This window comes from Salinibacillus aidingensis, assembly GCF_055393355.1.
In genome coordinates, this window is sequence record NZ_AP043759.1 from 112,123 (window position 1) to 137,079 (window position 24,957).

The following is a 24,957-nucleotide window of genomic DNA, read 5'->3' on the forward strand; positions in this document are numbered from 1 at the left end:
ATGGGCCTTAATAGTCTATGTTCGTATATATTGTTACGGAGGTGATTGGGTTGAAACAGACAGATAAACAGAAAAGCAACCTATCTATTTTAATGTATATGTTTACTGTCGTAATTTCTTTTTATACAGTAGGTGAACTTGTTGGTATTGATCATTCACCTGCTTATCATTACGAAACTTATTTAAAGGAAATAGCAATTGCTTTAGTCCCTCTCATAATAACTTTATCCTTTCCACCTATTAGAAAAATGCTTTGGCAATCATTTGACACTTCCCCTTTATCATCCAAAAAAATCTGGTTCTATATAATAGGATTTTTACTTGTATATTATTTTATTTTTAAAATTACCTTTGACTATGAAATATTTATTTCGAAAAGTTGGGTAATATACTATGATTGGGGAATACCTTATATAACTTATTTCACTTATCCAGTGTTAGGGTTTTCGCTATACATTTTTTCAAGAGTTATATTAGCTCCAATTATTGAGGAGTTTATTTATCGTGTATTCTTTATATCTTTTTTTAGCAAGTGGATTAACGTGTGGATAGTAGTTATCCTGCAAGCAGCTATATTCACTTTTAATCATCCGTTTTCTCCTTTTTTAGCTGGCATATTAGGACTTTTCTTGGGGATTCTTTACGTTAAAACAAAGTCTATTATTCCAGTTTTAATCTGTCATTCAGTATGGAACCTTTACAGTGCCTTAGTTATGAATTTTGATTTCTGGTTTATTCCAAGATGGTGATTGATAATATAATGCTGCTTTTTTAAACAACTTCCTTACTGTTATTGTATAAACGGAGGCTTTAGTTGAATAAGGATAGTAAATTTTTACGTTAAAAAACCGCTCATATTAATGTTTGTACTGCTATATTGTTGTTAAATTGTTTGCGAATTAGTCAGTTATTCATACTATTATTAGCATTTTTCTCTCCCAAAACTGACCCCGTTAAAGCCAGCCCTGGTTCTTTTTTTTAATCACGTATGAACTGGCCGTAAAACCCCCCCCACTGCAAGAAGTTTCACTTTATAAAATTGGTTGTTATGAAACGTTTTTCCCTTAAAATTCGTATAGAGGAGTAAGATGTTATAGAATTTTACGCAACAGGGAGGAATAACAGGTGAATGAACTAATATTGGCTGCTATGATTATATTTATCCTTTATAAATCTATCCGTTTTTATCAAGTCATCGCACGAATGAAAAACATTCGATTTCCAGCAATGGAAGATATGGCTGAGATTCGGAAACTTCCGGAGAAACCATTAAACGCCCCTTCCTATTCCCACCAGAAACTAGGGATGACCATTTATATACTAATGCTCGTATTTTTACTGGTTATGTTTTCGGTAGGAATATTTATAGGAGGAACACAATGGTATTCTTTTCTGCCCCTGCTCGTACCATTTGTATATGCCGGTGATTTACTGAATCTGTTTGCTATTTCAGATGACGGAATATTATCTGGTACCAGGTTTATCCCGTGGAAGAATATCCGTTCATTTGAATTTGTGCAAATTGATGTAAATCATCGATATTATGGTCATTCTAAAGAGGTGAATGACACTTACGAACTTAAAATTAAGACTAGAGGATTTCCTGTCAGTATTGTAGTGGTTACAGATGAAATGAAGGAAAAGTTGACCGAGATTTTGAATAATAAGTAAGCATCAGTTCAGTATTAAGAATTAAATGCCCCTAAGCCTGTTTTTAACTTATTAGTTATTAAAAACAGGCTTTTTTCTAAACTTTGTTGAGTTCAGGCTCTTTTCTCAAGGTTTTTTGCTGTCTCGCTTTTTTCAACTTCATCGTGATGTCTGTATGTCCCCAGTGTTTTGTCAACGGTGGTGTGTGTTACACCGTACCAGTAGTTTTCATTTTTATAATGATGCCAAAGATGTGTTTTTTTAATCTTTTTACCAAGCTTTGTTCTTGGTTTAATCGGTTTGTGAGCAACATAATGCTTCCATTCATAAAAAAGAAAATAAGTAATTAATCCTGTAGAAAACGCAACGGTTAACTGTAGATTAGTGGAGATGGAATAGAAAATCAGTGACAGGATTATAAAGTTAGGAAGACTGAACCATAGGGGTAAAAATAGCAGTTTTACATCTTTTGGATCCACATGATGATCATAGTGCAGACGTTTAATCATTTTTAGTAAAACTGGATTTTTAGGGGGTTTCATATGAAATACAAAACGATGAACCATATACTCGCTGATTGCATAAGCTATCGCTCCAATGATCATCGCAATCCATGTACCAATCTGAAGCAAATGCTGAAATGTATAAATTGCAACAGCGAAAAACAGGATAAGCATAACGGTGACATCCGGAAAGAAAACAAACTCCTTCATATATTTCTTCACAAATATCTTCTCCTTTTTAACGAATAGTATCTTCACCCTCTTTATAATCAGAGGAAATATGATTCTTCCATATGGTATAGCTTTTTTCCATCATAGAAGACACAGCACTCTCCGCTTGCTGATAATCCCCATTTAATGCAGCAGTCATCAGGTCCTTATAGTAGTTAAAAGATGCTTTTCGACAAAAATCCAGTGAAAAGTATTTCGTTGCCATTCTTACATATACATGATCAAAACTGTTTAACATCAATAAATAAATTGGATTATGCGACAGCCCTGCTACTCTTTTCTGTAAATGCCAGTCGAATAACGCAAAATCTTCTGCCTGATCATGCAATGTGTCCATTTCAGAGAGGATGGCAACTACTTTAGGATAATGGTTCATAACGGCTTCTTTTATATACTTTGTCGTGATTGCATTCCGCAGTTCCAGAAAATAGAGTACAAATTCGTCAGGGACTTCCTCATATTGCTGCACGATATCAACAATGGTTTTAATATTTCCCTCCTTCCAATAATCTTTTACGTAGCAGGGTGGCCACGTTGCAATCTTATCCACCCAGCATAAGATAAACGCTGTAAAACCTCTCGTATGGTCGGACGGCCCACCTCATATTGAACTGCAAGCTGTCTTTCGGGTTTTAATTGAGTTCCAACTGGGTATTCTCCTTGAATAATCGCTGTAATTATCTGTTTTTCGATAGCAATAGCAGACTGTTTCATGTTTTCCTCCATTTTGGTAAGACCAATTAGTTTTGTGGTATGACCATTCACCTTAAAATATTTAGAAAATTTAGTCAACATTTTATTCAATCATAAACTTGGATTACTCGTTTTATCTATGGATGAAGGCAGAAAAGGTATTGAAAGTTGACATATTATATAATGATCCGTAGTATCTTCAAAGGGCTAAAGATTTAACCATTTATCATTTAATGGTAATCGTAAACTTTTAATGAACTTCAAAGGAGGTTAGCAGCTATGCGGCTTGTGATTGTTGAAGTCTGTGACGGCAATTTGATGGCCAGAGTTGATCTGGAGGAAATTATAGAGCATGAATATCCGGAAGCTGCTGTGATTGAAAATAGCTGCCTTAACTTCTGCGGAATGTGTGCGAAGCGTCCTTATGCAATGGTTAACGGTCACCGTGTGTTTGGTCAGACTGCTGAAGAATGTCTGGACAAAATCCGGACTAAAATTGAAGAAGAATTAGCTGTATTTCATTAAAAGGGACAGTCCCCACATGCGCAAATGTGGGGACTGTCCCTAAGAGGGAGGCTGGAGGGATGCTAATGAAGAATAATCCTATCATAGATTTACCGCCTAGCAGAATTGTTAAAAGGCTAAATGCGGTTACTCTGATAATTATACTAGGTACATATATTTATTTAGCTTTTGTTTTCCCTGGGCTCCCCGAGGAAGTACCTATGCATTTCAATTTGGCCGGGGAAGCTGATAATTGGGGGAATAAAGCGTTTATTCTGGTTTTGCCACTTATTTTTGCTATTATCCTTTTGCCTTTACACTTTTTGCAAAGGACTCCATACATGTATAATTTTCCTGTGAAGGTGACTGAAGAAAATGCCAGTCGTTTATATCGGCTGGGACGATTACTTCTGGCTGTTATGAATGTGGAAATGGCTCTCCTGATGGTATTCATCACCTGGGCGGTGGTTCAAACGGCCAAGGGCCATCCATTTTTAAATGGGATTATGATTGCCTTTCTTCTCCTTCCATTGGTCACTGCGCTGATTTTCATCATAAAAATGGTAAAATCTAAGTAAAAGGAGCTGATAACGTTGAGTAAAACCTTATTTTCATTTCAAATTTCAACCCATGAAAAACAGTCTTTTACGAATTTAGATCAATATATACAGGATGCCTTAGAGCAAAGCAATATAAAAGACGGGATTATGGTAGTTTATTGTCCTCATACCACCGGAGCGATTACCATCAATGAAAACGCTGATCCAGATGTTAAAACTGATTTAAAGCTTGGGTTAAATGAAACCTTTCCCAATAAATCAGAATATGTACATATGGAAGGGAATTCAGACGGTCACATGAAGTCATCTGTCGTTGGGGCGAGTGAAACCCTGATTATTTCAAACGGACGCCCTGTGCTTGGCACCTGGCAAAGTGTATATTTCTGTGAATTCGACGGACCAAGAATAAGAACGGTTTATATAAAAATCATTGAAGGGTAATAAGAAAAGCGGAGGCGACCCGTTTAGGCCCGACGGCATAAGCAAAATCTCCGGAATGGCCGCTTTTTGGCCATGGAGGAGATTTTGCTTATGACCGCTTGGGCCTGGGAGCCGCAGCTGGACATAGAAAAGCGGAAGCGACTTTTCAGGTCATGCGGGATAAGACGAAGACATGGAGTGGCATGGGTTTTGCCACGTAATGGCTTTGGCTTATATCCGCCTTGACCTAGGAGCCGCAGCTGGACATTAGAAAAGCGGAGGCGACTGGATAATCAGTCGCCTGCGCTTATGTTCAATAACTATTCTCCCTGCCATTCATTATGGTTTTGCACAGAATACGTACTCTTAATGGAGAGTATGGCTGTCACAAGGGACGCACCAATCAGAATTGCTCCAATAAAAGCATTTTGTTCAACGGTAGTCTGTTCAATGATGATACCTCCCAGTAAAGAACCGAATGCAACCCCGAAATGCAGGGCAGAGTTACTTAAACTTTGCTGAGTATCCGATGTTTCGGGTGATGTGTCGATCAGGTAGGTCTGCATTGCAGGGGAAATGGCCCAGCTTAGAATCCCCCAGATGAGCACCCCTATAAATAATAAGGGGATATTAAAGGTCATATAGGGAATGGAATAAACGATAACCCCAAAGATAATCAGTGAATAAACAATCGTTTGTTTTGTACCGAATAAATCTCCCAGCGTACCCCCGATTCCACCGCCACTGACAGCAGCAAATCCGAACGCAAAGTAAATCACGCTAATCCAGGTTCCATCCAGACTGGTTGATGACTGCAGGAACGGTTTTAAATAAGCATAAAGAGCCGTATGACCAGTCATATACAGAAATGTCGTAGCGTGTGCAAATACAATTTTGGAACTTTTTAAGGTCCTAAGTTGATCTCGGAGCGGTACAGGTGGAGTCGGTGTCCTTCTTTCCATTAAAAAGTAAACACCAGCCATTGAAATTATCGTCAGGATTGCAATTATGACAAAGGGGGCCCGCCAGCCAAGCCCTTCACCAATTAAAATGCCAAAAGGAACCCCTAATACGATGGCTCCACTGACCCCCATGGATACCATTCCGATAGCCCTGGCCCGGTACTTACGCTCAACTAAACCTGGAGCCATGACCAGACATAATATAATGAGTAATGCCCCGCTTGTTGCCGAAATCACTCGACCAAGAAATACTATACTATAGGTGGTACTGAAAACGGTGACCACATTTCCAATGAGAAAGATGAATAAGGATATCATCATTAAGGTTTTTCGTTCAATCTTAGCTGTCATCACCAGTAATATTGGAGACATGATCGCAAAAATAAGTGAAAATATTGTAATGAGAAAGCCGGCCTGTCCAAGTGATATATTCAGATCCCTGGCGATTAAATCTAAAATACCGCCAATGATAAGTTCGACCAGACCAATGACAAAGGCAATGACCATTAATAAATATACCCGTTTATCCATACACTGCCGTCCTTTCTTAGAAGTTCAATTCTCATCGTATACCTCTCGGCCGTTAAAAACAAGGAGGATTTACCTGGAGTGAAGAAGTCCTGCTTGACACACGGATTGAATAAAACCTATTTGCCTGTAAATGCTATAATAATTCATACATCATTTTAGCAAAACCCGGGTGATTACATGACTGGACGGATAAGAGAACAACTGCAGAAACCCTGGATTCTCGTATTAACCATTGGACTCGGTACCATGCTGAATCCATTGAATTCATCGATGATTTCTGTAGCACTGACTCGCTTGCAGTTTGAATTTGAATTATCGTTTGCGGATGCCTCATGGCTAATCTCTATTTTTTATCTTGCAAGTGCAGCAGGACAGCCTGTAATGGGGAAATTAAGTGATATGTTTGGTCCTAAGCGATTATTTATGACAGGGCTGGTACTGGTAGCGGGTGCATGCCTGCTGGCCCCTTTTTCACCAAATTTCGTCTTTTTGCTTGGGTGTCGGGCTTTGCAGGCGATTGGCAGCTCAACGCTATTTCCAAGCGGGATGAGTATGGTACGCACAAGTATCACACAAAAACAGGGACAAGCCCTGGCAGCCTTATCTATATTCGCCAATGTTTCGGCAGCATTCGGGCCATCTATTGGCGGCTTTTTAGTAGGTGCCTGGGATTGGCCTTCCATTTTTTTCGTCAATTTTCCTTTTATCATTCTTTCGTTTGTTATGGCTCTTTTTATATTGCCGAATACGGGTAAAATGGAATTTGATATGAAGCGAATTGATTTTGGCGGAATTTCTCTGTTTATTGTGTCGATTGTCGGCTTAATACTGTTTCTTCTTTCTTTGGAACAAACGGTTAATATATGGGCGCTTATCGTATTTGTATCAGCTGGAATCGCTTTTTATTTCTATGAAAATCGACATCAGGCGCCATTTATACATTTTCCGACCTTAAGGCAAAATCCGACCGTAACATGGATTTATTTACAATTTATGACGATTAATCTGGTTTATTATTGTTATTTCTTCGGGTTTCCCACGTATTTGCAGCAGGCTGCAGGTTATAATGAAGGAAAGACAGGCTTAATAATGCTTGCACTGGCGGGGTTCAGTGTCATTATCTCACCACTGGCAGGGGCCCTGATTGACCGTTTTGGATCAAAAGTTCCCATGGTTATTGGAGCCGTCCTCCTTTTAATTGGAACAGGACTCTTACTTACTTTCGATCAGGCATCCCCATTACTTTGGTTAATGGTGATTATGGCTGTGCTGGGAATGAGTAATGGCTTTAACAATATTTCCGCACAGACGGCCTTGTTTGAAAATGTATCAAGAGAGGAAACCGGTTCAGCTTCCGGACTATTTCAAACGAGTCGCTATTTAGGAGCCATATTATCCGGTAGTCTGCTTGGGATCACCTTTAATCAATTTGTCGATACCAAGCACCTGCACCTTGTGGCTATCATCTGCTTTATTTTCTGCCTGATCATCGTAGGTCTCTGTCCCTGAAGCTACCAGGGGAAAACAGGGCTTCTAATTCAGGTCACCTTGACAGCTAGCCCCATTATCCGATATAATTTATTTTGAATTCGAGATATTAAAAGATATTTTAAAATAAGGGTTGATAACGATGAGTTCAACTGAAAATTTTAATCAGGAAAGTGAGCTTTCTTTAAAGTTATTTATCGTTTTAACACGTGCATTACAATCCGTAGAAAAAAAAGCCATCAAAGATATAAAGAGTCTCGGACTTAATCTGACCGAGTTTTCCGTTCTTGAATTGCTTTATCATAAGGGGGAGCAGCCGATTCAAAAGATCGGAAGCAAGGTTCTCCTTGCCAGCAGCAGTATTACGTACGTGGTCGATAAACTGGAAAAGAAAAACTATATAAGAAGACGTGCGTGTCCGAATGATCGGCGTGTGACCTATGCAGGTGTTACAGAAGCCGGGAAGCAGTTAATGGATGAAATCTTTCCAAAGCATGTGGAGGCGATTAATGATATTATGGGCGGCCTCAATAATGATGAAAAGCAAACGATGATTGAATATCTGAAAAAGTTAGGCTATCATGCGGAAGGACTGGAAAAGGAGTAAGCCAGCTGGTTGATGAAGGACCTGAGCTTGAAAATTGACAAGGTCCTTCCTTTTATTTAAAATAAATCTCGAATTCATAATAATTGAATTTGTAATAATTAACTTAAAACAATTCATGAACACAGGAGGAATACATCATGCTAAAGATAGGTATCGTTTTGGGAAGTGTAAGAGAGGGGCGTAATGGAGAGGCAGTAGCCAATTGGATCAATGACTTTGCCGGAAACCGTAATGACGAAGCAGAGTATGAAATTATCGATCTTAAAGATTACAGCCTTCCGTTATTAGGTGCAGCCGTACCTGAAAACCAACAGGAGGAAGCCAATGCTGCAGTAAAAGCCTGGTCAGAAAAAATGGCCTCTTTTGATGGGTATATCTTCGTCGTACCTGAGTATAACCATGCAGTTGGTGGAGCCTTCAAGAATGCCTTAGATTATTTAAAATCAGAAGTAAATAATAAGGCAGCGGGCTTTGTCGGTTATGGAAGTCTGGGTGGTACTCGTGCCCATGAAAATCTCCGTTTAATTTTAGGTGAGCTTCAAGTAGCTGATGTGCGTACAGCTGTTACATTCTCTCTTATGACTGATTTTGAAAACATGAGTGTGTTTAAACCAGCGGATTACCATGAAAATAATGCAGATGAAATGCTGGATCAGCTTCTTGCATGGAGCGGTGCATTAAAAACAATTAGATAAACTGGAATAAAAAGGCTGCCACACATTGTGGCAGCCTGTTTCCTATAAAAGGCAGGCTTTTAAAATCATCCGCCGTAACGGATAAATATGAAAGGAGATGAACATATGGAAAAGCAGTTTTTTAATGAGAATGCCATTTATGTAGGAGAAGTAAATATTAAAGTGACGAACTTGGAACAATCCATCACGTTTTATAAGGAAATCATCGGATTTGACGTTCTGGAACAGACAGAAGGGAGGGCTGTTCTGACAGCTGATGGGAAAACACCATTGGTTACTCTTGAACAGCCAGAAGGTATCCAGCCAAAAGAAGGAAGAACAGCTGGCCTTTATCATTTTGCAATCTTATTGCCTTCGCGTGCTGATTTATCCCACTTTTTATCTCACATTATTCAAACGAAATACCGCTATGGCCTTGGTGCTGCCGATCATTATGTCAGTGAAGCTTTATACCTCTCCGACCCGGATGGAAATGGGATTGAAGTTTATCATGACCGCCCATCTTCTGAGTGGAACTGGGCCAATGGTCAGGTGGATATGGCAACCGTTGAACTTGATGCACAGGGGATTCTTGATGAAAGCAATGGAAAGTGGGCAGGACTCCCATCGGATACCATTATCGGGCACATTCACTTACATGTAAGAGATTTAGAATCAACGGAAGCTTTTTATATACAAGGACTGGGTTTTGAGGTTGTTACTCAATTACCTGGAGCACTCTTCACCTCAACAGCGCGCTATCATCATCATATTGGTCTGAACGTATGGAATGGTACAGGGGCAAAAATCCCGGATAAAAACCGTGTAGGACTCAATTATTTTACATTGGTGTTTCCGGATGATGACCAGCGGCAGCAGGCAGTAGACCGTCTGGAAAATCAGGGGGTACATGTAGAAAAACAGGGCGATATTCATGTAGTAGAAGACCCCTCAGGAAATGTTATTCATTTGGTGTAGGTGCCTGTCACCACCCGAATTTTGTCGAAGCATCACAGGTTGGGGGTCTCATCAACAACGTTCGTTAGAATTCTACAGGGTGAGAGGTTTTTAATTTAATCGATACCCTTCTTGTAACGCTACGAATTCCCCATAAGATGATACTGGCCAAAAGTATGGACCCAATAATGGATAGCGGCATTGGTACCTGATCTGCTTCAAAAGGGAGCCACTCCGGAATATACAGTTCACTGTATTTTTTCCTATCCTTTTATTTACAATAATCATTAAGGAGGGTTGATCATGGTTACCTTTACAGAACCTGCAATTAACAAAATTAAAGATGAACTGCAATCGGTTTTAAAAGATGGCGAGGAGCCTTTACTACGATTAACCATGGCAATTGGTTGAGGAGGCCCTCAATTACAACTGGCTCTGGAGGAGTCAGCCATGAAGAATGATCAACAGTTTGAGGCACATGGAATTGAGTTTTTAATCAATGAAAAGGATCAGCCATATTTCAATAACACAAAAATTGATTATACAAGGACCTTATTAGGTGGAGGAAAATTTGAAGTTCTGAGGGTATAATCATTTAAGGTGGTGACAACTTCTGTCACCACCTTTTTCAATGGTCAACTGCAGGGAGGGGAGTGCTTGGCCATAAAGAGATTTGATTGATGTCATCCGTACAGTGACTGATACCAGGGCTGAATCGATTGATATCGCACATGCAGCGACTGATATCATTGCCAAAACGACCGATAGCCCAAAAGTAAATTGATAAACAGAGAAAACTGATGGATGAATCCCGTTAACTGACGGATATTCCATAAATTTAGACGTGATTCTGCATAAACATAAAGGATAAACCACGAAAGGCGATTGATTTCCTGAAGTCCAATTGAAACCAGGACTGAAACAGATTATATTTTGGTTGATTCAAAGCCATAAGCAACCGATAACCCCATCCATCAGACGGATAAACAGCAGAAACCGACTGATCCCACACATTTGCCCTTTCCAATTAATAGCCATATGATCTCCAAACATCTCGCTATTCTCCTTAAAATGTCTCAATATTGCCATATCTCATATTTTTCTAATATACTGAATGTATAAACTAAAAAGGTGTGTGGATGATGAACATAGTCGTTTCAGCAGATTCATTTAAAGGCAGTGCCTCAACATTTGAAGTGAACGATTATATTGAGAGGGGAATCAGGCGGGTGATGCCTGACGCTCAAGTGACGAAGCTTCCTTTGGCTGACGGTGGTGAGGGAACGGTTGATGCTTTTATACATCATTTAAATGGGCAGCACATCGAACGGGAGGTAACCGGACCATTAGGGAAAAAGGTAAAAGCTAAGTTTGGTCTGGTAGATAATAAAGCTGTTATTGAAATGGCGGAAGCTTCCGGTCTGCCACTTATTACTGAAGAAGAAAAAAATCCATTCGATGCAACAACATATGGAACAGGAGAATTAATAAAAGCAGCACTGGACTACGGTGTAGATGAAATTTTGATTGGGCTTGGCGGAAGTGCTACAAATGATGGGGGTGCCGGTATGGCGCAGGCCTTAGGTGTATCCCTTAAAGACGACAGGAATGATGAAATAGGATTCGGCGCAGCCCAGCTGGAGCGTTTGTCCCATATCGATATGTCAGGAATCGATGAACGCCTGGCACATACAACAATCACGGTATTATCTGATGTAACCAACCCTTTATGTGGAGAGAATGGAGCTTCCTATGTGTTTGGCCCCCAAAAAGGAGCCTCTGACCAGGATGTGAAGAAATTAGACCAGCTATTAAGACATTTAGGTGAGAAAATTGAAAATGAACTCCAATTACAGGTTATTGAACAACCTGGAGCAGGCGCTGCTGGTGGGCTTGGAGCGGGATTAGCTGCCTTCTGCGGGGCCAGGATTCACTCAGGGATTGAAAAAATTTTGGAGATTATGCAACTGGACGAGTATGTCAGGAATGCCGATCTTGTTATTACAGGAGAAGGAAGAATGGATTATCAGTCCGTTAATGGCAAGGCCCCAATTGGTGTTGCCAAGGTGGCTAAGCGGTACAACCTTCCTGTAATTGCCATTGTAGCAAGTGAGGGTGAGCGAGTGACCGAGGTTTATCAGAATGGCATAGATCTCGTGATTGATATCATTAATGAGCCTATGACAGTTGAAAAGGCCATAAGTAAAGTGGATGAACTGACAGAGGGTGCCGGGGAAAAGGCTATTCGAGCTTTTCGATTATCTGTATAAACATCTAATTTTGTACCACTAAATGAATAGAAAAAGGCATAGAATGTAGTGTGGATAAGGGAATGGGTATTTGAAAGGAGCAGGATAATTGTATGCAGGACACTCCATTAAAGGATAAGTTTGGTCGACCATTTCAGGATCTCCGTATTTCAGTGACAGATCGTTGTAATTTTCGCTGCCGCTATTGTATGCCTAAGGAGATTTTTGGCCCGGATTTTTCATTTTTACCCAAAGAGCACTTATTATCCTTTGAAGAAATAGAACGACTGGCAAAGCTGTTTGTACAATTGGGTGTGAAAAAAATACGCCTCACTGGCGGTGAACCACTGCTTCGAAGGAATTTGTCATTGCTGATTCAAAAGCTGTCCAATATCGACGGATTAGATGATATAGCTTTAACGACAAATGCATACATGCTGGAAAATCATGCAGAAAAACTTAAGGATGCAGGGTTGAAACGTGTCAACGTCAGTCTGGATGCTATTGATGACGAAACATTCAAATCCATCAATGATGTAGGTGCGAAAACCAATCGTGTTTTAAAAGGAATCCATAAGGCCAAGGAAGTCGGGTTGGAAGTAAAAGTGAATATGGTTGTGAAAAAGGGAATGAATGATCATGAAGTCATTCCAATGGCCAAGTATTTTAAAGAGCATGAGATTACGCTTCGTTATATTGAGTTTATGGATGTTGGTCAAACGAATGGCTGGGACTTCAGTCAGGTCGTTACGAAGAAAGCACTCTTTCAGCAGCTTAATGAACACTTTAAACTGGAGCCTGTGGAACCTGCCTATAAAGGGGAGGTAGCTCAAAGATACCGGTACGCTGGTACAGATACGGAAGTCGGTTTTATAACGTCTGTTTCGGAATCCTTTTGCTCAACTTGTACACGCGGCCGCCTCTCTGCGGATGGGAAATTCTTCACCTGTTTATTTGCAACGGATGGTCTGAATCTGAAAGAATTGCTCAGAACTGGTGCCACCGATGACGAAATTATTTCAGCTTTCACCCCAACCTGGGAAAACCGTACAGACCGTTATTCTGATGAACGTACAGAAGAAAGTGTGAAAAACAGGCCTAAAATAGAAATGTCTTATATTGGCGGATAAGCATTTTCACTTCGCTATCTCTTTCATCAATGTTTTTTCACAAAACTTATCGACAAGTTCTATCCTCCTTTGATAGTCTATAGTAGGAAGAAAACGTTTTCTGAATAATGCTTACATCAATAGACAAAGGGTAGGGAGTTTACTTATGAAGAGATTAGTCATACTAGGTGGAGGCTACGGGGGAATGAAAATTGTTCATCAGCTGTTAACGAGCGGGTTTCCCCATGACGTGGAAATTATTCTGGTCGATCGGAATCCGTATCACTCACTAAAGACTGAGTTTTATGCGATAGCAGCCGGAACAACAGCTGATAAGGATGTACGTATTGAATTCCCTCATCATGAACAGATTCGTTATGTTTTTGGAGAAGTTACTACGATTGATACAGAAAATCAGTTGGTAAAAATGGGGGATGAACCTGATGTTTCCTATGATTACTTAGTCATTGGATTGGGTTGTGAGGACAACTATCATGGAATTGAAGGGGCAGAGGCGTATACCGAAAGTGTCCAGACAATAGCAAAAGCCAGAAAAGCTGGTTCAGCCATCGGAAATCTGGATGCGCATTCGAAAGTAACCATTGTTGGTGCCGGCTTAAGCGGAATTGAAGTAGCTTCAGAGGTCCGTGAGAGCAGACCGGATTTAACAGTCCGTTTATTGGACCGGGGTTCATCTGTCCTAAAAGCCTTTGACGAAAAAATCCAAAGGTACGTAGAAGACTGGTTTGCTAAAAATGATGTCGAAGTGGTTCATCATGCCAACGTGGAATATGTGGAAAAAGGCCAGGTCTGTAATAATGGCAGTTGTTTTGACAGTGATGTAACGATTTGGACAGCAGGTGTTAAACCCAATCACATCATTGAGGAAATTCCCTTTGAAAAAGACGAACAGGGAAAAATCATATTAAATGAATTTTATCAGGTGCCCAGTCAAACAAATGTTTATGTGGTAGGTGACTGTGCCTCATCGGTCCATTCTCCAAGTGCACAGCTGGCAGGTCAGCAGGGGGAAAAAATTGGAGATGTCTTAACGGATGTATTGCAGGATACAGAGCCTGATGTTCCTTCAGAAGTTAAATTAAAAGGGAAGCTTGGCTCATTAGGCAAATCGGATGGGTTTGGCAGCATGTTTAACCAGCCTTTTACCGGTTTTCTGCCACGCCTGGCTAAAACAGGAGTACTCTGGTTAAGCAAAAGACACTAAAAAAGCCTTGTCATTGTCGAGTTTCATTTCGACAGTGACAAGGCTTTTGTTGTAGAAGCGACGGCCGGCTTCAGCACCCTATTCCTGGCTGGACAAACGGGCGCTTCCGCCTATGCTTTTAAAATCGCTCGGTTATGGTTGTGGCTTGTCTGGATGTTTCCTCCATTAATTCTGACAGCTTTTGATGGTCATTGGATAAAGTATCAACGGTTGCATTCATTTCTTCTAAGCTGGCGGATGTCTGTTCAATAATAGCAGCCAGATCATTTGTGGAACGTTCTACGCCATTGGATTGATTTTCAACCATCTCTGCCAGCTCGGTAAAGCTCTTTAACCCATGAGTTAAGTTCTGCAGGGTTCTGGTAATATGTTCAAAATAGCCTGTGACATCATTTGTAGAGGAAACACTGTCTTTAATTGTTTCTTCACTTTGTCCCATCTTGTTAATGGCTTCCTGATTACTCTTATTTAATTCTACAAGATTTTTAGTGATTTTTTCCGTCGTCTGGCCTGTGACATCAGCCAACTTTCGAATTTCATCAGCTACAACAGCAAAGCCTGATCCAGCTTCACCTGCCCGCGCGGCTTCAATTGATGCATTTAAGGCAAGCAGGTTGGTCTGCTCTGTAATATCCTTGATCGAATCCGCGAATGTATTTGTTTCCTCAATTTTTTCAGTTAAAACGCCAAATGTCTCATTTAAGGATTGAATAATTTTTTCCAGGTTATAAATATGGCTGGATAAGGTTTCAATTCTATCCTGACCATCGTAGGCGAGATTCTTGGCTTCATTTGATTCCTCGTATAGTGATGTGGATGTTTGATAGACCTCCTGAGCACTTGATCGGGTACCTTTTGTGCTTTCGGCAATTTCAGATATTTGTTCCGTTTGAGATTGACTTCCCAGGGATATTTCATGAATTGTGGAAGCCATTTCCTTCTGGGCACTTAAATTTGTTTGTAAATGCTCGTTGGCTGATTCAATATTTTCTGTAATGGACGAGACACTGTCTTCCAACTGGGTCTTTTGCTCTTCCTTCCGTTTAGTCTCTTCTTCTGATTGAATCAGTAACTCCTCAATTTTTTTATCCTGCTGATTGGATAGATGAATGATGACGTAGAAAATCACACCCATTAATAGATAAACCAGCATATAGGTAGGGAAGATGGCTTTGATGACTTCCTGCTCCGGAGCAGCCATCACCAGATTCGCAATGACGGTAATAAGTCCTAATATAAACCCTTGAAGAAAGATTTTTGTATGTAAATGAATCGCTGAATATACGGTAAGAAATAATAAAATAACCATAACATCCAGGGTACTGCTATCAAAAATAATGCTGACTAAACAAAATAAGTAAACGATCCAAATAAAAATGGACGGTAAAATATTAGGCTTTTTAAGTGCCTTCTGAAGGATGAAATAAGAAAGCCATAAACAAAGCAGCTCTGTACTGTAGATCCCGGTGTTAAAACCTTCTCCCTGTATAATGGATAGTGTCAAGGCGGCGACAAGAGAGATTGACATGGTGACAACCATTAAAGTGTTCTTTTTGAATGTATTGCTCTTACGCATATGTTCTATACTGCTCATCATATTCCCCCTGATCTTGTTGAAAATTGTCAACTATGTATTTACGTCCTATTATATGTCTTTTTCCTCTTTTTGTCATACCAATATATGTAAAACTGGTTATCTTTAATAAAATTTATAAAAAGTTTGACGTTTTTGTGAACATTGTGAATAATATATAGTATAAGGGGGTTGGGAAAATGAACACCAATCAAAGGATATTGAATGCTGTAAAACTTACAGGCGGGTTGATTCTGTTAGCCGGAATTGTATTATTTGCTATCGGACTGTTTGAAAGCCATTACAGTATTCTGGTTTCTATTGGAACGGGAACCATTATAGGGGCCGTGTTTATTTTTCTAATGGGAGTTTTTCTTGTGATATCAGAGGAAATAGTGGAGAAAAAATCAAGCAGAGCAGAAAACATGAAGAAGATTTAAAAAGGAGAGCGCCTTTTGACGCTCTCTTTTAATCTTTAAATATATCCCCAGGCAAGGGCGAGCAAGGAGCCGAATATCGTTACTAATGCAATGATCAGCCCATAGTAGATGTTTGTATAAATGGCTCCTTTATCCTTTGATTCTCCAGCATGCATAAACACAACCAGCTGAAGAGCGGCCTGAGCAAATGCTGTAATAAGCAGAATCGTTAAACCGACTGTAAATGAAACATCGTAAAAGTAAACCAGCAGAGCCACAATTGTAAGGATTAATGACCCTGCAAAACCCATGACATGTTTACGTGGAAATAGTTCTTTCATCTTACATCATTCCTTTCAGGTAGACGAAGCTGAAAATAAAGATCCATACGACGTCTAAGAAATGCCAGTAAAGAGAAAATATGAATGATTTATTGGTCGTCTCTGGTGTTAAGCCACGTTTTTTAATTTGCATCATAATGAATATCCCCCAGAATAATCCAAAGGTTACGTGGGCTCCGTGAGTTCCCAATGTTGTAAGCAGAATCGATGTGAAACCACTGGTCTGCAGTGATGCCCCTTCATGTACATAATGGGTAAATTCATAGATTTCCAGCCCAAGGAAACAGACCCCTAAGAGAAGGGTGATTGCGAAAAAGGCTTGCATCGCTTTCTGTCTGCCTAATCGCATAGCATGCACACCCAGGCCAATGGTGAAACTGCTTGTTAATAGAATAAAGGTTTCAAGCATAATCGGTGTAATAGTGAAAATTTCCTCCCCGGATGGTCCACTTCCTGTTCGGTTTTCAAGCAGGAAGTAGGACGCAAAAAGGGTAGCAAACAGCATAATTTCTGCACCGATAAAGATCCAAAAGCCTAATATATTAAGGTTGTTTTGTTCTGTACTATATTCAAGAGGCTGCGTTTTTTCTATACTCATGATTTAGCACCCCCTAATTTTTCTTCGGTCTCTTTAATATGATCCACCGACAGATGGTGCCCATGATCCTGCTCCAGGGAACGGTGAGCCATACAGCCAAATATACCAATGGCCGAAATAATCGCCAGAATCCATAAGCTGAATACCATCGCAAAACCGAATACAAAGAAGAAAGCACTCATGATAAACGGAACACCGCTGTTATTTGGCATGTGAATTTCTTCGTATTTTCCTTTAAACAGGTTTCCGTTGTTCTTCTTGTGATTCCAGAATGCGTCACGAGTGGTAACCTCTGGTGTAACCGCGAAATTATATTCCGGAACCGGGCTGTGTGTTGCCCATTCTAAGGAACGTGCATTCCAAGGATCTGCAGGTATATCTCTGGATGCATATCGTGTACTGTAGTAAATGTTGTAAACGATAATCACAAACCCTATAGCCAGCATAATGGCTCCAACAAAGGCAATCATGTTCCAAATACCGAATCCAGTTGCTTCGGAATAGGTGTACATCCGGCGTGCCTGACCGTCAAGACCTGAAATAAACATCGGGAAGAAGGCGACACAGGTACCAATTCCGATCAACCATGCTGCCCATTTTCCGAGTTTTTCGTTCAGCATGAAGCCAAACATCTTTGGCCACCAGTACGTGAGGCCAGCAAGCATAGCGAATACAACACCTGGAATAATCACTAAGTGGAAGTGAGCAACAAGGAACATCGTATTATGATACTGATAGTCAGCAGCTGACATCGCCAGCATAACCCCTGTTACACCACCAATGGTAAAGATCGGAATAAACAGCAGGGAATATAGCATCGGTGTTGTAATCCGTATCTTCCCTTTCCATAGCGTAAATAACCAGTTAAAGATTTTAATTCCTGTTGGTACAGCAATCGCCATCGTTGTAATGGAGAAAATACTGTTGACCAACGCGCCCTGCCCCATCGTAAAGAAGTGGTGAACCCATACAAGGAAAGACAGCAGGGAAATGATCACCATTGAGGCAACCATTGATTTATAGCCATAAAGATTTCGGCCTGAAAATGTTGGGATGACCTCACTATAGACACCGAAAGCAGGCAGAATCAGAATATAAACTTCAGGATGTCCCCAAACCCAGAACAGGTTGGCCCAAAGCATATCCATACCACCGTTTCCGGTTGTAAAGAAGTGAGTCGCAAACAGACGATCCATAGTTCCCATCGCCAGAGCTACTGTTAACACTGGGAAGGCAAACACAATAATGATATTGGTAATAAGCGCTGACCAGGTAAACATTGGCATTTTCATAAGGGTCATGCCAGGTGCTCTCATTTTCAGGATGGTGGCAATAAAGTTAATTCCGGTCATCAGCGTTCCTATACCGGATATTTGAATCGCAATCATATAGTAGTTGGTTCCAACAGACTTACTAAATTCATTTCCAGCCAGAGGGAAGTAAGAAGTCCAGCCTGCATCAGGTGAGCCCCCAACTATGAATGAAATGTTAAATAGCATCGCTCCCATAAAGAATAACCAGAAGCTCAAAGCGTTTAATCTTGGGAAAGCAACGTCCCGGGCCCCAATTTGTAAGGGCACAACGTAGTTCATTAGGGCAATGATAAAAGGCATTGCCATAAAGAAGATCATGACAACTCCATGTGTTGAAAAGATCTCATTATAATGCTGGGAGTCCAGCAATGTATTATCGGGTACTGCGAGCTGAGCACGCATCATAATAGCGTCCACGCCACCACGGAATAACATGAGTATGGCAGAAATTAAATACATAATCCCAATACGTTTATGGTCAACCGTTGTCAGCCATTCGCGCCATAGATATCCCCATTTTTTAAAATAGGTCAGACCTACGATAATGGCAATGGTGGTAAGGACAATCGCTACCATCGCTGCATAAATTGCAGGACTGGGATGAGGTATGGCAAATCGTTCAAAAAACTCCATCCTGATTGCTCCTTTCAGTAAATGTCATGAATGTGTTTTTCGGTATAAATGAATCTCGTAAACTTTGAAAACAAAAATCTATCGTAAATCTATTCATTCGTGTTCATATTCTTACTGTCGTGATTCTCTTCCTTCATTGATGAACCATGCTTTTCAGGAGGCGGCATAAAGTCTAAATGTGTGCCTTTAAATGTCAATTGACCTAAATGACCCGGCTCCAGCAGTTCATTAAACCGTTTTTCTGTAATCGGTTCAGCTGTCTGTTTTACCTCATCTACCCACTCATCAAATTCCTTTGGTGGAACAGCCTTTACGTTAAATGTATTTTCGGCAAAGCCTTTACCACTGAAGTTTGCATTTCGTCCCATATATTCACCGGGAACATCAGCAGCTAAGTGTAAAGTAGTAATCATATCGGCCATAGCGTATTTTTGCCCGCCTAATTGCGGAATCCAAAAGCTTGTAATCGGACCATAAGAGTAAAGTTTGAATTCTAATGGTCGATCAGTTGGAACATATAAGTAATTGACCGTTTCGATATCCTGCTCCGGATAACTGAAATGCCATTTCCAGTTTGAAGATGATGCATAGATAACTAACGGTTCTTTATCTTCATATCCTTCTGGGGTGGATTCTACGGCATAGTTACTTTGAACCGAAACAAAGGAGAGAAATGTCACAATTAAAATAGGAACAACGACTACAATGGTCTCAACAATCGGATTTCCTTCGATGTGAGGTGGTTCATAATCATCCGGCTGTTTAGAAGCGCGATATTTTAAAAGGATAAAGGTCAGAATCCCAAATACGACAACCACAATGACTGACATGAGAACGATGGATAGTTTAATCACATCCGCCTGCGTTTCAGCTTGTGGTCCTTTAGGATCTAAAACGAGTAAATCACAGCCTGATAATATCGTAAAAGCAGTAAATACAATGGATAGGAAAGCCCATTTCATTTTCATGCAGGTACCCCTTTCTATTAAAAGTGAATCAATGGACTTGATTTAAGAAGGTGTGATACTTATCACTATCTCTATAGTGTTAATGTTATTTTAGCGGTATGGTATTTCTCAAGAAAAAGTGATGCATTTCACAAAAAGTTCATAAGAAATCAACGAATTTGTGACGGATATGATAAAAGTGTGACAAATCGGGCTTTAATATTTCGTCTATTCAAACTTGTCCACCATATTATGTGGGGCGTATCGACAATGGAGCGAAAAAAGCATACCCGTTTATGGGTATGCTTTAACGATACTGTTCTTCAATGAGCAGGGACAGTTCTTCCCAGCGTTCCATCGCTTTTTCCAGTTTTTCTTTTGTTTCCTGTTGTTCCTCGAATAAATGCTGAGCTTTTTCAACATCACTGCCGGCCTGCTCAATTTCAGCTTGTAATTCCTCTATCCGTTCTTCCAATTCAGTAATGTGGTCTTCTATGGTTCCCCATTCTTTCTGTTCATGATAGGAAAGCTTTTTCCGTTTCTGCTTTTGCGGCTTTTGGTTTTTTTCCTCTTTGTGCAGCTCTTTTTTCTGCTGTTCCTCATGCTGTTTTTCTTCTTTTTTTACGTCCATATATTCTGAATAGCTTCCATAATAAATACGTATTTGTCCATTTTCTTCAAAAGACAGCAGACGATTTACTGTACGATCAAGGAAATAGCGGTCGTGGGATACGGTTATGACAACCCCCGGGAATTCATCCAGATAATTTTCAAGAATGGATAAAGTCTGGATATCCAGATCGTTGGTTGGTTCATCTAAGAATAATACATTCGGCTCTTTCATGAGTATACTTAATAAATAGAGCCGGCGCCGTTCCCCTCCGGATAGCCGGTAAATATAGGTCCACTGCATACTCCTTGGGAACAGGAAGCGTTCCAGCATTTGCTCCGCAGTAATGTAATCCCCGTTGGAGGTTCGGATTACCTCAGCGCTTTGCTTAATATATTCAATGACTCGCAGGTTTTCATCCAGTTCCAGACTTTCCTGGGTGTAATAGCCGATCTTAACGGTTTTTCCAATATCAATATAGCCATCATCGGGCTGTATGCGACCAGCCATCATATTGAGCAGGGTCGTTTTTCCACTTCCATTAGGACCGATAATTCCGATTCGGTCCTTTGGTGTAATGAGAAAACTGAAGTCCTTTAACAGCGGTCGATCTTCAAACTGTTTTGAAACGGATTCTAATTCGATGACCTGTTTTCCCAATCTTGAGGTGCTGAGTTCTATATCAAACGTTTGATTGGTTTGCTGGGGAGTCTGATTTTTCAACTCCTCGACCCTTTGTTTACGTGCTTTTTGTTTCGTGGAACGGGCTTTCGCTCCCCGGCGCAGCCATGCAAGCTCATGTCTAAGTGTATTTTGCCGTTTTTGTTCATTGATTTGGGCCTGCTCTTCTCGTTCGGCTTTCTTTTCCAGAAAGACTTCGTAGTTTCCTTCGTATTGGTATAAGTTGCCTTGATCCAGCTCAAAAATCTGATTGGTCACACGATTAAGGAAATAGCGGTCGTGGGTAACAAGAATGAGAGCCCCTTCGTAGTGGGACAAATATTCCTCCAGCCATTCGATGGTTTCATTATCTAAATGGTTGGTTGGCTCATCCATGATCAGAATATCTGCTGGCTGAATCAGGGATTTGGCAATGGCCACTCGTTTTTTCTGTCCCCCGGATAAGGCGTGTACCGGATGGGAGAAGGTCGTGATTCCCAGACGTGTCAGGACGGTTTTGGCCAGTGCATTAGCATCCCAGGCATTGTCTTCGTCCATCTTTTGCTGAGCAGCCAAAAGCTGCTCCTGTTTTTGTGGGCTTTGAGGATCTGCATTTAAGTGAGCTAATGCTCTCTCATAGTTGCGCATGGTCTCCATGATTTGGGAGTTTCCGGCATAAATATACTCCAGCACAGTTTCGGAGCCATCAAATTCAGGGTTTTGCGGTAAGTATTCAATATGAAAGTGCTTAGCATGGTCAACCTGTCCTTCTTCAGCTGAATCCAGTCCCGCAATGACTTTAAGAAGCGTAGATTTTCCTGTACCATTGACCCCGATCAAACCAATCCGGTCATTTTCCTCAACTGTAAAAGAAATATGATCAAATAACACCTTTTCTCCATATGTTTTCGTTAAATTCTCTATGTTTAATAAACTCATTGGTGCCTGTCACCACCCGAAATTTGTCGAATTATTTAGTGTCTATAAACTAACATGAATAGTATATCATTTAAAGGAAGAGGGGTGGAATAAAAGGGCTAATAATTTAATTCACAAATACTACTGGATCTGAACGGGTTGTTCATGTGTATATTCAAATTCAAAATCATTTCCCATGTTATCAGGCTGTTTTGTATGATAATGATAGGATACACCGATTCCTTTTTTTATAACATATTCTTCTTCATAACGATTATTGGGATAGCCCTCTATTCCATTTATAAAGGATGAAACTCGAATTTCATCGTCCTTTTTATCTGTAATTTCCGAGGTCATAGAATAGGTTTCTCCATCGATTGAGACTTCCTGTTCCCAGGCGGAGCCCTTTTGCACATGATATGGAAGGATCATGCGGGTCGGAGCGATGCCATAAGGAAATGGGAAGATGTTTTCTGTGGAATTTGTTGCCGGATCATGGACTTGATAGACTCTTCCATCTCTTACAAGATAGCTAATAAAAAAGAATGGTGATCCTGCACTCGCTGGGTCTTCTACTTGAACATAATTCTCAAAGAGGGACTCGTGAGTTTCAGGCTCTGATGCTTGTTGAACCTGTACAGCACCATGGGAATATTCAAAGAGTCCGGAATAAATGATTCCTTCTTTATCCTTGATATCAAACCAATCCTGTAACTGTTTATTCTTCGTTTTTGTAAGAACATAATAGAGAAGGGATAATTCATTTTCGTTTAACTGATCCGACGAATGATCGAGCTTCTGTATATCAGAAAAGCCAAGGTCGGTCAAATCCTCTTGCACGACATTCTGAGTCTCTCTGTCTATTGATTGATAAGCCTTGTAAGTTTCTTTTAAAGACACTGGCTGCAATAGGTTAGGTTCCATTTGCGTATAAAAGTCATCGGGCCTTTCTAAGTGCTTATAAGCCGGAACTTTAATGCCTGAGTTTTTATGCTGATTCTGCGCTGGTGATGTGTCTATTTCCTTTTCTTCTTCTTCTGAGTTTATTTTCTCCTCTTCTCCCTGATTGTCTGGTGGATTAGATATAGTCTGACCATTCTGAGAGTTGGACTTAGCACCATCCTCACAAGCGGTCAATAGTAAACTGAATAGAAACAGGCCAGCCATAAACCTTTTTTTTAAAATCATCACGATATTCAAATCCTCCATTTCTTAACAATGAACCTTCCCTAACAAAAATAAAGTAAAACTTCCATCAGTGGGGGGATTACGGCCAGTTCATGCGTGATAAATTTATGACATGATATGTTATACTATTCACCGTTATCCTTTTTATGTCATGAATCTGTGAGGTTGGGAGAAGTGAAAATGAAAGACAATCAATCTCGTATTTGGACGTTTCTGAACAAAAATCGGTGGGCTATAGGGGTTATGATACTAGTAATTACACTCCTCTGGGGTTATGCCTGGGTTCTCATGAAAGATGCCCTTCAGTATATGGGGCCATTTACATTTTCGGCCTTTCGCTTTGGGACGGGTACACTCACAATGATCATCGTATTAGCCATTATGAGGATAGGTTTGCCCCCTAAGGATAAATGGGGTCACTTACTTGTGGCAGGTATTCTGCAGACTAGTATCGTCTTTTTGTTTGTGATGTATGGTTTGCGGTTTGTTGACGCTGGTAAATCCTCTGTTCTGTTATATTCCATGCCTATTTGGAGCAGTATACTGGCTGCTAAGTTTTTAAAAGAGAAAGTTCCCCGGATGAAAATGATTGGGCTTGGTATGGGGTTAATTGGCCTCTTAACCATTCTTGGCTGGGATATTTGGATAAACCAGAACCCGAGTATCATTATTGGAGAGTTACTGATTGTAACTGCGGCCATATCGTGGGGCGCATCAAATGTTTATTACCGCCTGAAATTGAGTGATGTGCCGCAGCTTCAGGTAAATACATATCAGATGCTCTTTGGTACATTGGGGATCATATTAGCAAGCATCGTAATGGAGTGGGGAGATTCGGTACAGCTTACAGGTGAGAGCATTTATTATGTATTATTCACAGGTGTACTTGCTTCTGCCTTGTGCTTCACAGCCTGGTTCTTTTTATTGAGTCTAATTGACATGGTCACAACAACGATTTCTACTCTGCTTGTTCCTGTTTTTGGGATGTTTTTTGGCTGGTTATTACTGGATGAGAAATTAACCATAAGCATTATTATTGGTTCCGTTCTGATTCTGAGTGGGATCATTATTGCCAATGTGTATCGTGGTCCGGCTAATCGCAAAACATATATTTCGAAGCATGAGGCCGAGAGCCAGGGTGGCTAAGGAATGGTCACTTCCGCTGATTAAAGTTTTATAGAATAACAGGCTCCCGTATCAAAAAAAGATGCGGGAATTTTTAATGGCCAAGAAAATTGTAAAATAATCGATTAGTGGATAAGAAATCGGGAGAGGCGACATCCGGCTCCAGCGCCCAGCGACTAGCGAGACTTCCTTCACCTCCGTACGATAAGTCAACATCGACTCACAAGGTTCGTCGTGTTTCCTTTTCCGCGTGTTAACTTCTGTAAGAC

25 protein-coding genes and 1 pseudogene are annotated in these 24,957 nt (G+C 40.4%); 15 read left to right on the forward strand and 11 right to left on the reverse strand.

Going from position 1 to position 24,957, the window contains the following annotated elements; genetic code table 11:
• The first annotated feature begins 50 nt into the window (after positions 1-50).
• Complete coding sequence (locus tag ACZ5OK_RS00675) at positions 51-749, forward strand: CPBP family intramembrane glutamic endopeptidase (RefSeq protein WP_343842839.1); 699 nt, start codon at positions 51-53, stop codon at positions 747-749.
• Positions 750-1,125: 376 nt separating this feature from the next.
• Positions 1,126-1,671 (forward strand): hypothetical protein, encoded by a 546-nt coding sequence (locus ACZ5OK_RS00680; RefSeq protein ID WP_343842842.1) that lies wholly within the window; start codon positions 1,126-1,128, stop codon positions 1,669-1,671.
• A 92-nt stretch (positions 1,672-1,763) separates the two neighbouring features.
• Here the strand turns inward: ACZ5OK_RS00680 and ACZ5OK_RS00685 are convergent, their stop codons facing one another.
• Both ACZ5OK_RS00685 and ACZ5OK_RS00690 read right to left on the reverse strand, forming a co-directional pair.
• Entirely contained in the window at positions 1,764-2,363 is a 600-nt protein-coding gene (locus ACZ5OK_RS00685; RefSeq protein WP_343843156.1) for a sterol desaturase family protein, read from the reverse strand.
• A 28-nt stretch (positions 2,364-2,391) separates the two neighbouring features.
• A pseudogene (locus tag ACZ5OK_RS00690) lies at positions 2,392-3,098 on the reverse strand (GntR family transcriptional regulator).
• Between the two features lie 258 nt (positions 3,099-3,356).
• On the opposite strand from ACZ5OK_RS00690, the gene ACZ5OK_RS00695 reads away from it, so the two are divergent.
• The 3 genes from ACZ5OK_RS00695 to ACZ5OK_RS00705 all read left to right on the forward strand — a co-directional run bounded on the left by ACZ5OK_RS00695 (position 3,357) and on the right by ACZ5OK_RS00705 (position 4,582).
• Positions 3,357-3,602, forward strand: coding sequence for a YuzB family protein (locus ACZ5OK_RS00695; RefSeq protein ID WP_343842846.1), 246 nt, complete (start codon positions 3,357-3,359; stop codon positions 3,600-3,602).
• A 65-nt stretch (positions 3,603-3,667) separates the two neighbouring features.
• Positions 3,668-4,159, forward strand: coding sequence for a DUF1648 domain-containing protein (locus tag ACZ5OK_RS00700; RefSeq protein ID WP_343842849.1), 492 nt, complete (start codon positions 3,668-3,670; stop codon positions 4,157-4,159).
• A gap of 15 nt (positions 4,160-4,174) precedes the next feature.
• Positions 4,175-4,582, forward strand: a complete 408-nt coding sequence (locus ACZ5OK_RS00705; RefSeq protein ID WP_343842852.1) for a secondary thiamine-phosphate synthase enzyme YjbQ — start codon at positions 4,175-4,177, stop codon at positions 4,580-4,582.
• A gap of 299 nt (positions 4,583-4,881) precedes the next feature.
• On the opposite strand, the gene ACZ5OK_RS00710 is transcribed toward ACZ5OK_RS00705, so the two are convergent.
• Positions 4,882-6,054 carry an MFS transporter gene (locus ACZ5OK_RS00710; protein WP_343842854.1) on the reverse strand — a complete coding sequence of 391 codons (1,173 nt, stop codon included), beginning with the start codon at positions 6,052-6,054 and terminating at the stop codon, positions 4,882-4,884.
• A 177-nt stretch (positions 6,055-6,231) separates the two neighbouring features.
• Between ACZ5OK_RS00710 and ACZ5OK_RS00715 the strand changes: the two genes are divergently transcribed.
• From ACZ5OK_RS00715 to ACZ5OK_RS00735, 5 genes are all read left to right on the forward strand, one after another.
• A complete protein-coding gene (locus tag ACZ5OK_RS00715) occupies positions 6,232-7,563 on the forward strand; it encodes an MFS transporter (RefSeq protein WP_343842857.1) in 1,332 nt (443 codons plus the stop codon).
• Positions 7,564-7,684: 121 nt separating this feature from the next.
• A complete protein-coding gene (locus ACZ5OK_RS00720) occupies positions 7,685-8,149 on the forward strand; it encodes a MarR family winged helix-turn-helix transcriptional regulator (RefSeq protein WP_343842860.1) in 465 nt (154 codons plus the stop codon).
• Between the two features lie 137 nt (positions 8,150-8,286).
• Complete coding sequence (locus ACZ5OK_RS00725) at positions 8,287-8,844, forward strand: NADPH-dependent FMN reductase (protein WP_343842863.1); 558 nt, start codon at positions 8,287-8,289, stop codon at positions 8,842-8,844.
• Positions 8,845-8,949: 105 nt separating this feature from the next.
• The gene (locus ACZ5OK_RS00730) at positions 8,950-9,801 is read left to right on the forward strand and encodes a VOC family protein (protein ID WP_343842866.1); all 852 of its coding nucleotides are present in this window, start codon (positions 8,950-8,952) and stop codon (positions 9,799-9,801) included.
• A gap of 429 nt (positions 9,802-10,230) precedes the next feature.
• The gene (locus ACZ5OK_RS00735) at positions 10,231-10,371 is read left to right on the forward strand and encodes a hypothetical protein (protein ID WP_343842869.1); all 141 of its coding nucleotides are present in this window, start codon (positions 10,231-10,233) and stop codon (positions 10,369-10,371) included.
• Between the two features lie 247 nt (positions 10,372-10,618).
• Here ACZ5OK_RS00735 and ACZ5OK_RS00740 read toward each other — a convergent pair whose 3' ends face one another.
• Positions 10,619-10,807, reverse strand: a complete 189-nt coding sequence (locus ACZ5OK_RS00740) for a hypothetical protein (protein ID WP_343842871.1) — start codon at positions 10,805-10,807, stop codon at positions 10,619-10,621.
• A gap of 112 nt (positions 10,808-10,919) precedes the next feature.
• Between ACZ5OK_RS00740 and ACZ5OK_RS00745 the strand changes: the two genes are divergently transcribed.
• The 3 genes from ACZ5OK_RS00745 to ACZ5OK_RS00755 all read left to right on the forward strand — a co-directional run bounded on the left by ACZ5OK_RS00745 (position 10,920) and on the right by ACZ5OK_RS00755 (position 14,363).
• On the forward strand, positions 10,920-12,050 hold the full coding sequence (locus ACZ5OK_RS00745; RefSeq protein ID WP_464758242.1) for a glycerate kinase: 1,131 nt from the start codon (positions 10,920-10,922) through the stop codon (positions 12,048-12,050).
• 92 nt (positions 12,051-12,142) lie between these two features.
• The gene (gene moaA / locus ACZ5OK_RS00750; protein ID WP_343842877.1) at positions 12,143-13,159 is read left to right on the forward strand and encodes a GTP 3',8-cyclase MoaA; all 1,017 of its coding nucleotides are present in this window, start codon (positions 12,143-12,145) and stop codon (positions 13,157-13,159) included.
• Positions 13,160-13,304: 145 nt separating this feature from the next.
• A complete protein-coding gene (locus ACZ5OK_RS00755) occupies positions 13,305-14,363 on the forward strand; it encodes an NAD(P)/FAD-dependent oxidoreductase (RefSeq protein ID WP_343842879.1) in 1,059 nt (352 codons plus the stop codon).
• A 118-nt stretch (positions 14,364-14,481) separates the two neighbouring features.
• Here ACZ5OK_RS00755 and ACZ5OK_RS00760 read toward each other — a convergent pair whose 3' ends face one another.
• Complete coding sequence (locus tag ACZ5OK_RS00760) at positions 14,482-15,939, reverse strand: methyl-accepting chemotaxis protein (protein ID WP_464758243.1); 1,458 nt, start codon at positions 15,937-15,939, stop codon at positions 14,482-14,484.
• A gap of 197 nt (positions 15,940-16,136) precedes the next feature.
• Between ACZ5OK_RS00760 and ACZ5OK_RS00765 the strand changes: the two genes are divergently transcribed.
• Positions 16,137-16,376: a hypothetical protein gene (locus tag ACZ5OK_RS00765; RefSeq protein WP_343842884.1), complete on the forward strand. Its 240-nt coding sequence runs from the start codon at positions 16,137-16,139 to the stop codon at positions 16,374-16,376.
• A gap of 35 nt (positions 16,377-16,411) precedes the next feature.
• On the opposite strand, the gene qoxD is transcribed toward ACZ5OK_RS00765, so the two are convergent.
• The 6 genes from qoxD to ACZ5OK_RS00795 all read right to left on the reverse strand — a co-directional run bounded on the left by qoxD (position 16,412) and on the right by ACZ5OK_RS00795 (position 23,566).
• The gene (qoxD, locus tag ACZ5OK_RS00770) at positions 16,412-16,696 is read right to left on the reverse strand and encodes a cytochrome aa3 quinol oxidase subunit IV (RefSeq protein ID WP_343842886.1); all 285 of its coding nucleotides are present in this window, start codon (positions 16,694-16,696) and stop codon (positions 16,412-16,414) included.
• A 1-nt stretch (position 16,697) separates the two neighbouring features.
• Entirely contained in the window at positions 16,698-17,294 is a 597-nt protein-coding gene (qoxC, locus tag ACZ5OK_RS00775; RefSeq protein ID WP_343842889.1) for a cytochrome aa3 quinol oxidase subunit III, read from the reverse strand.
• On the reverse strand, positions 17,291-19,240 hold the full coding sequence (gene qoxB, locus ACZ5OK_RS00780) for a cytochrome aa3 quinol oxidase subunit I (RefSeq protein ID WP_343842891.1): 1,950 nt from the start codon (positions 19,238-19,240) through the stop codon (positions 17,291-17,293). The genes qoxC and qoxB overlap by 4 nt, the downstream gene beginning before the upstream one ends.
• Positions 19,241-19,329: 89 nt before the next feature.
• A complete protein-coding gene (gene qoxA, locus ACZ5OK_RS00785; protein WP_343842894.1) occupies positions 19,330-20,208 on the reverse strand; it encodes a cytochrome aa3 quinol oxidase subunit II in 879 nt (292 codons plus the stop codon).
• Positions 20,209-20,494: 286 nt separating this feature from the next.
• The gene (locus tag ACZ5OK_RS00790; RefSeq protein ID WP_343842897.1) at positions 20,495-22,396 is read right to left on the reverse strand and encodes an ABC transporter ATP-binding protein; all 1,902 of its coding nucleotides are present in this window, start codon (positions 22,394-22,396) and stop codon (positions 20,495-20,497) included.
• A 120-nt stretch (positions 22,397-22,516) separates the two neighbouring features.
• On the reverse strand, positions 22,517-23,566 hold the full coding sequence (locus ACZ5OK_RS00795; protein WP_464758244.1) for a hypothetical protein: 1,050 nt from the start codon (positions 23,564-23,566) through the stop codon (positions 22,517-22,519).
• 177 nt (positions 23,567-23,743) lie between these two features.
• Between ACZ5OK_RS00795 and ACZ5OK_RS00800 the strand changes: the two genes are divergently transcribed.
• A complete protein-coding gene (locus ACZ5OK_RS00800) occupies positions 23,744-24,709 on the forward strand; it encodes a DMT family transporter (protein ID WP_343842903.1) in 966 nt (321 codons plus the stop codon).
• Positions 24,710-24,957: the final 248 nt, after the last annotated feature.

Excerpts from the sequence above, each read along its gene's own strand:
- ACZ5OK_RS00790 (WP_343842897.1), bottom strand. The coding sequence starts at position 22,396 with ATGAGTTTATTAAACATAGAGAATTTAACGAAAACATATGGAGAAAAG.
- ACZ5OK_RS00725 (WP_343842863.1), top strand. The coding sequence starts at position 8,287 with ATGCTAAAGATAGGTATCGTTTTGGGAAGTGTAAGAGAGGGGCGTAAT.
- ACZ5OK_RS00760 (WP_464758243.1), bottom strand. The coding sequence starts at position 15,939 with ATGCGTAAGAGCAATACATTCAAAAAGAACACTTTAATGGTTGTCACC.
- qoxD (WP_343842886.1), bottom strand. The coding sequence starts at position 16,696 with ATGAAAGAACTATTTCCACGTAAACATGTCATGGGTTTTGCAGGGTCA.
- ACZ5OK_RS00720 (WP_343842860.1), top strand. The coding sequence starts at position 7,685 with ATGAGTTCAACTGAAAATTTTAATCAGGAAAGTGAGCTTTCTTTAAAG.
- ACZ5OK_RS00730 (WP_343842866.1), top strand. The coding sequence starts at position 8,950 with ATGGAAAAGCAGTTTTTTAATGAGAATGCCATTTATGTAGGAGAAGTA.
- ACZ5OK_RS00735 (WP_343842869.1), top strand. The coding sequence starts at position 10,231 with ATGAAGAATGATCAACAGTTTGAGGCACATGGAATTGAGTTTTTAATC.
- moaA (WP_343842877.1), top strand. The coding sequence starts at position 12,143 with ATGCAGGACACTCCATTAAAGGATAAGTTTGGTCGACCATTTCAGGAT.
- qoxB (WP_343842891.1), bottom strand. The coding sequence starts at position 19,240 with ATGGAGTTTTTTGAACGATTTGCCATACCTCATCCCAGTCCTGCAATT.
- ACZ5OK_RS00710 (WP_343842854.1), bottom strand. The coding sequence starts at position 6,054 with ATGGATAAACGGGTATATTTATTAATGGTCATTGCCTTTGTCATTGGT.
- ACZ5OK_RS00715 (WP_343842857.1), top strand. The coding sequence starts at position 6,232 with ATGACTGGACGGATAAGAGAACAACTGCAGAAACCCTGGATTCTCGTA.
- ACZ5OK_RS00755 (WP_343842879.1), top strand. The coding sequence starts at position 13,305 with ATGAAGAGATTAGTCATACTAGGTGGAGGCTACGGGGGAATGAAAATT.
- qoxA (WP_343842894.1), bottom strand. The coding sequence starts at position 20,208 with ATGAAAATGAAATGGGCTTTCCTATCCATTGTATTTACTGCTTTTACG.
- ACZ5OK_RS00800 (WP_343842903.1), top strand. The coding sequence starts at position 23,744 with ATGAAAGACAATCAATCTCGTATTTGGACGTTTCTGAACAAAAATCGG.
- ACZ5OK_RS00745 (WP_464758242.1), top strand. The coding sequence starts at position 10,920 with ATGATGAACATAGTCGTTTCAGCAGATTCATTTAAAGGCAGTGCCTCA.
- qoxC (WP_343842889.1), bottom strand. The coding sequence starts at position 17,294 with ATGAGTATAGAAAAAACGCAGCCTCTTGAATATAGTACAGAACAAAAC.
- ACZ5OK_RS00700 (WP_343842849.1), top strand. The coding sequence starts at position 3,668 with ATGAAGAATAATCCTATCATAGATTTACCGCCTAGCAGAATTGTTAAA.
- ACZ5OK_RS00685 (WP_343843156.1), bottom strand. The coding sequence starts at position 2,363 with ATGAAGGAGTTTGTTTTCTTTCCGGATGTCACCGTTATGCTTATCCTG.
- ACZ5OK_RS00765 (WP_343842884.1), top strand. The coding sequence starts at position 16,137 with ATGAACACCAATCAAAGGATATTGAATGCTGTAAAACTTACAGGCGGG.
- ACZ5OK_RS00695 (WP_343842846.1), top strand. The coding sequence starts at position 3,357 with ATGCGGCTTGTGATTGTTGAAGTCTGTGACGGCAATTTGATGGCCAGA.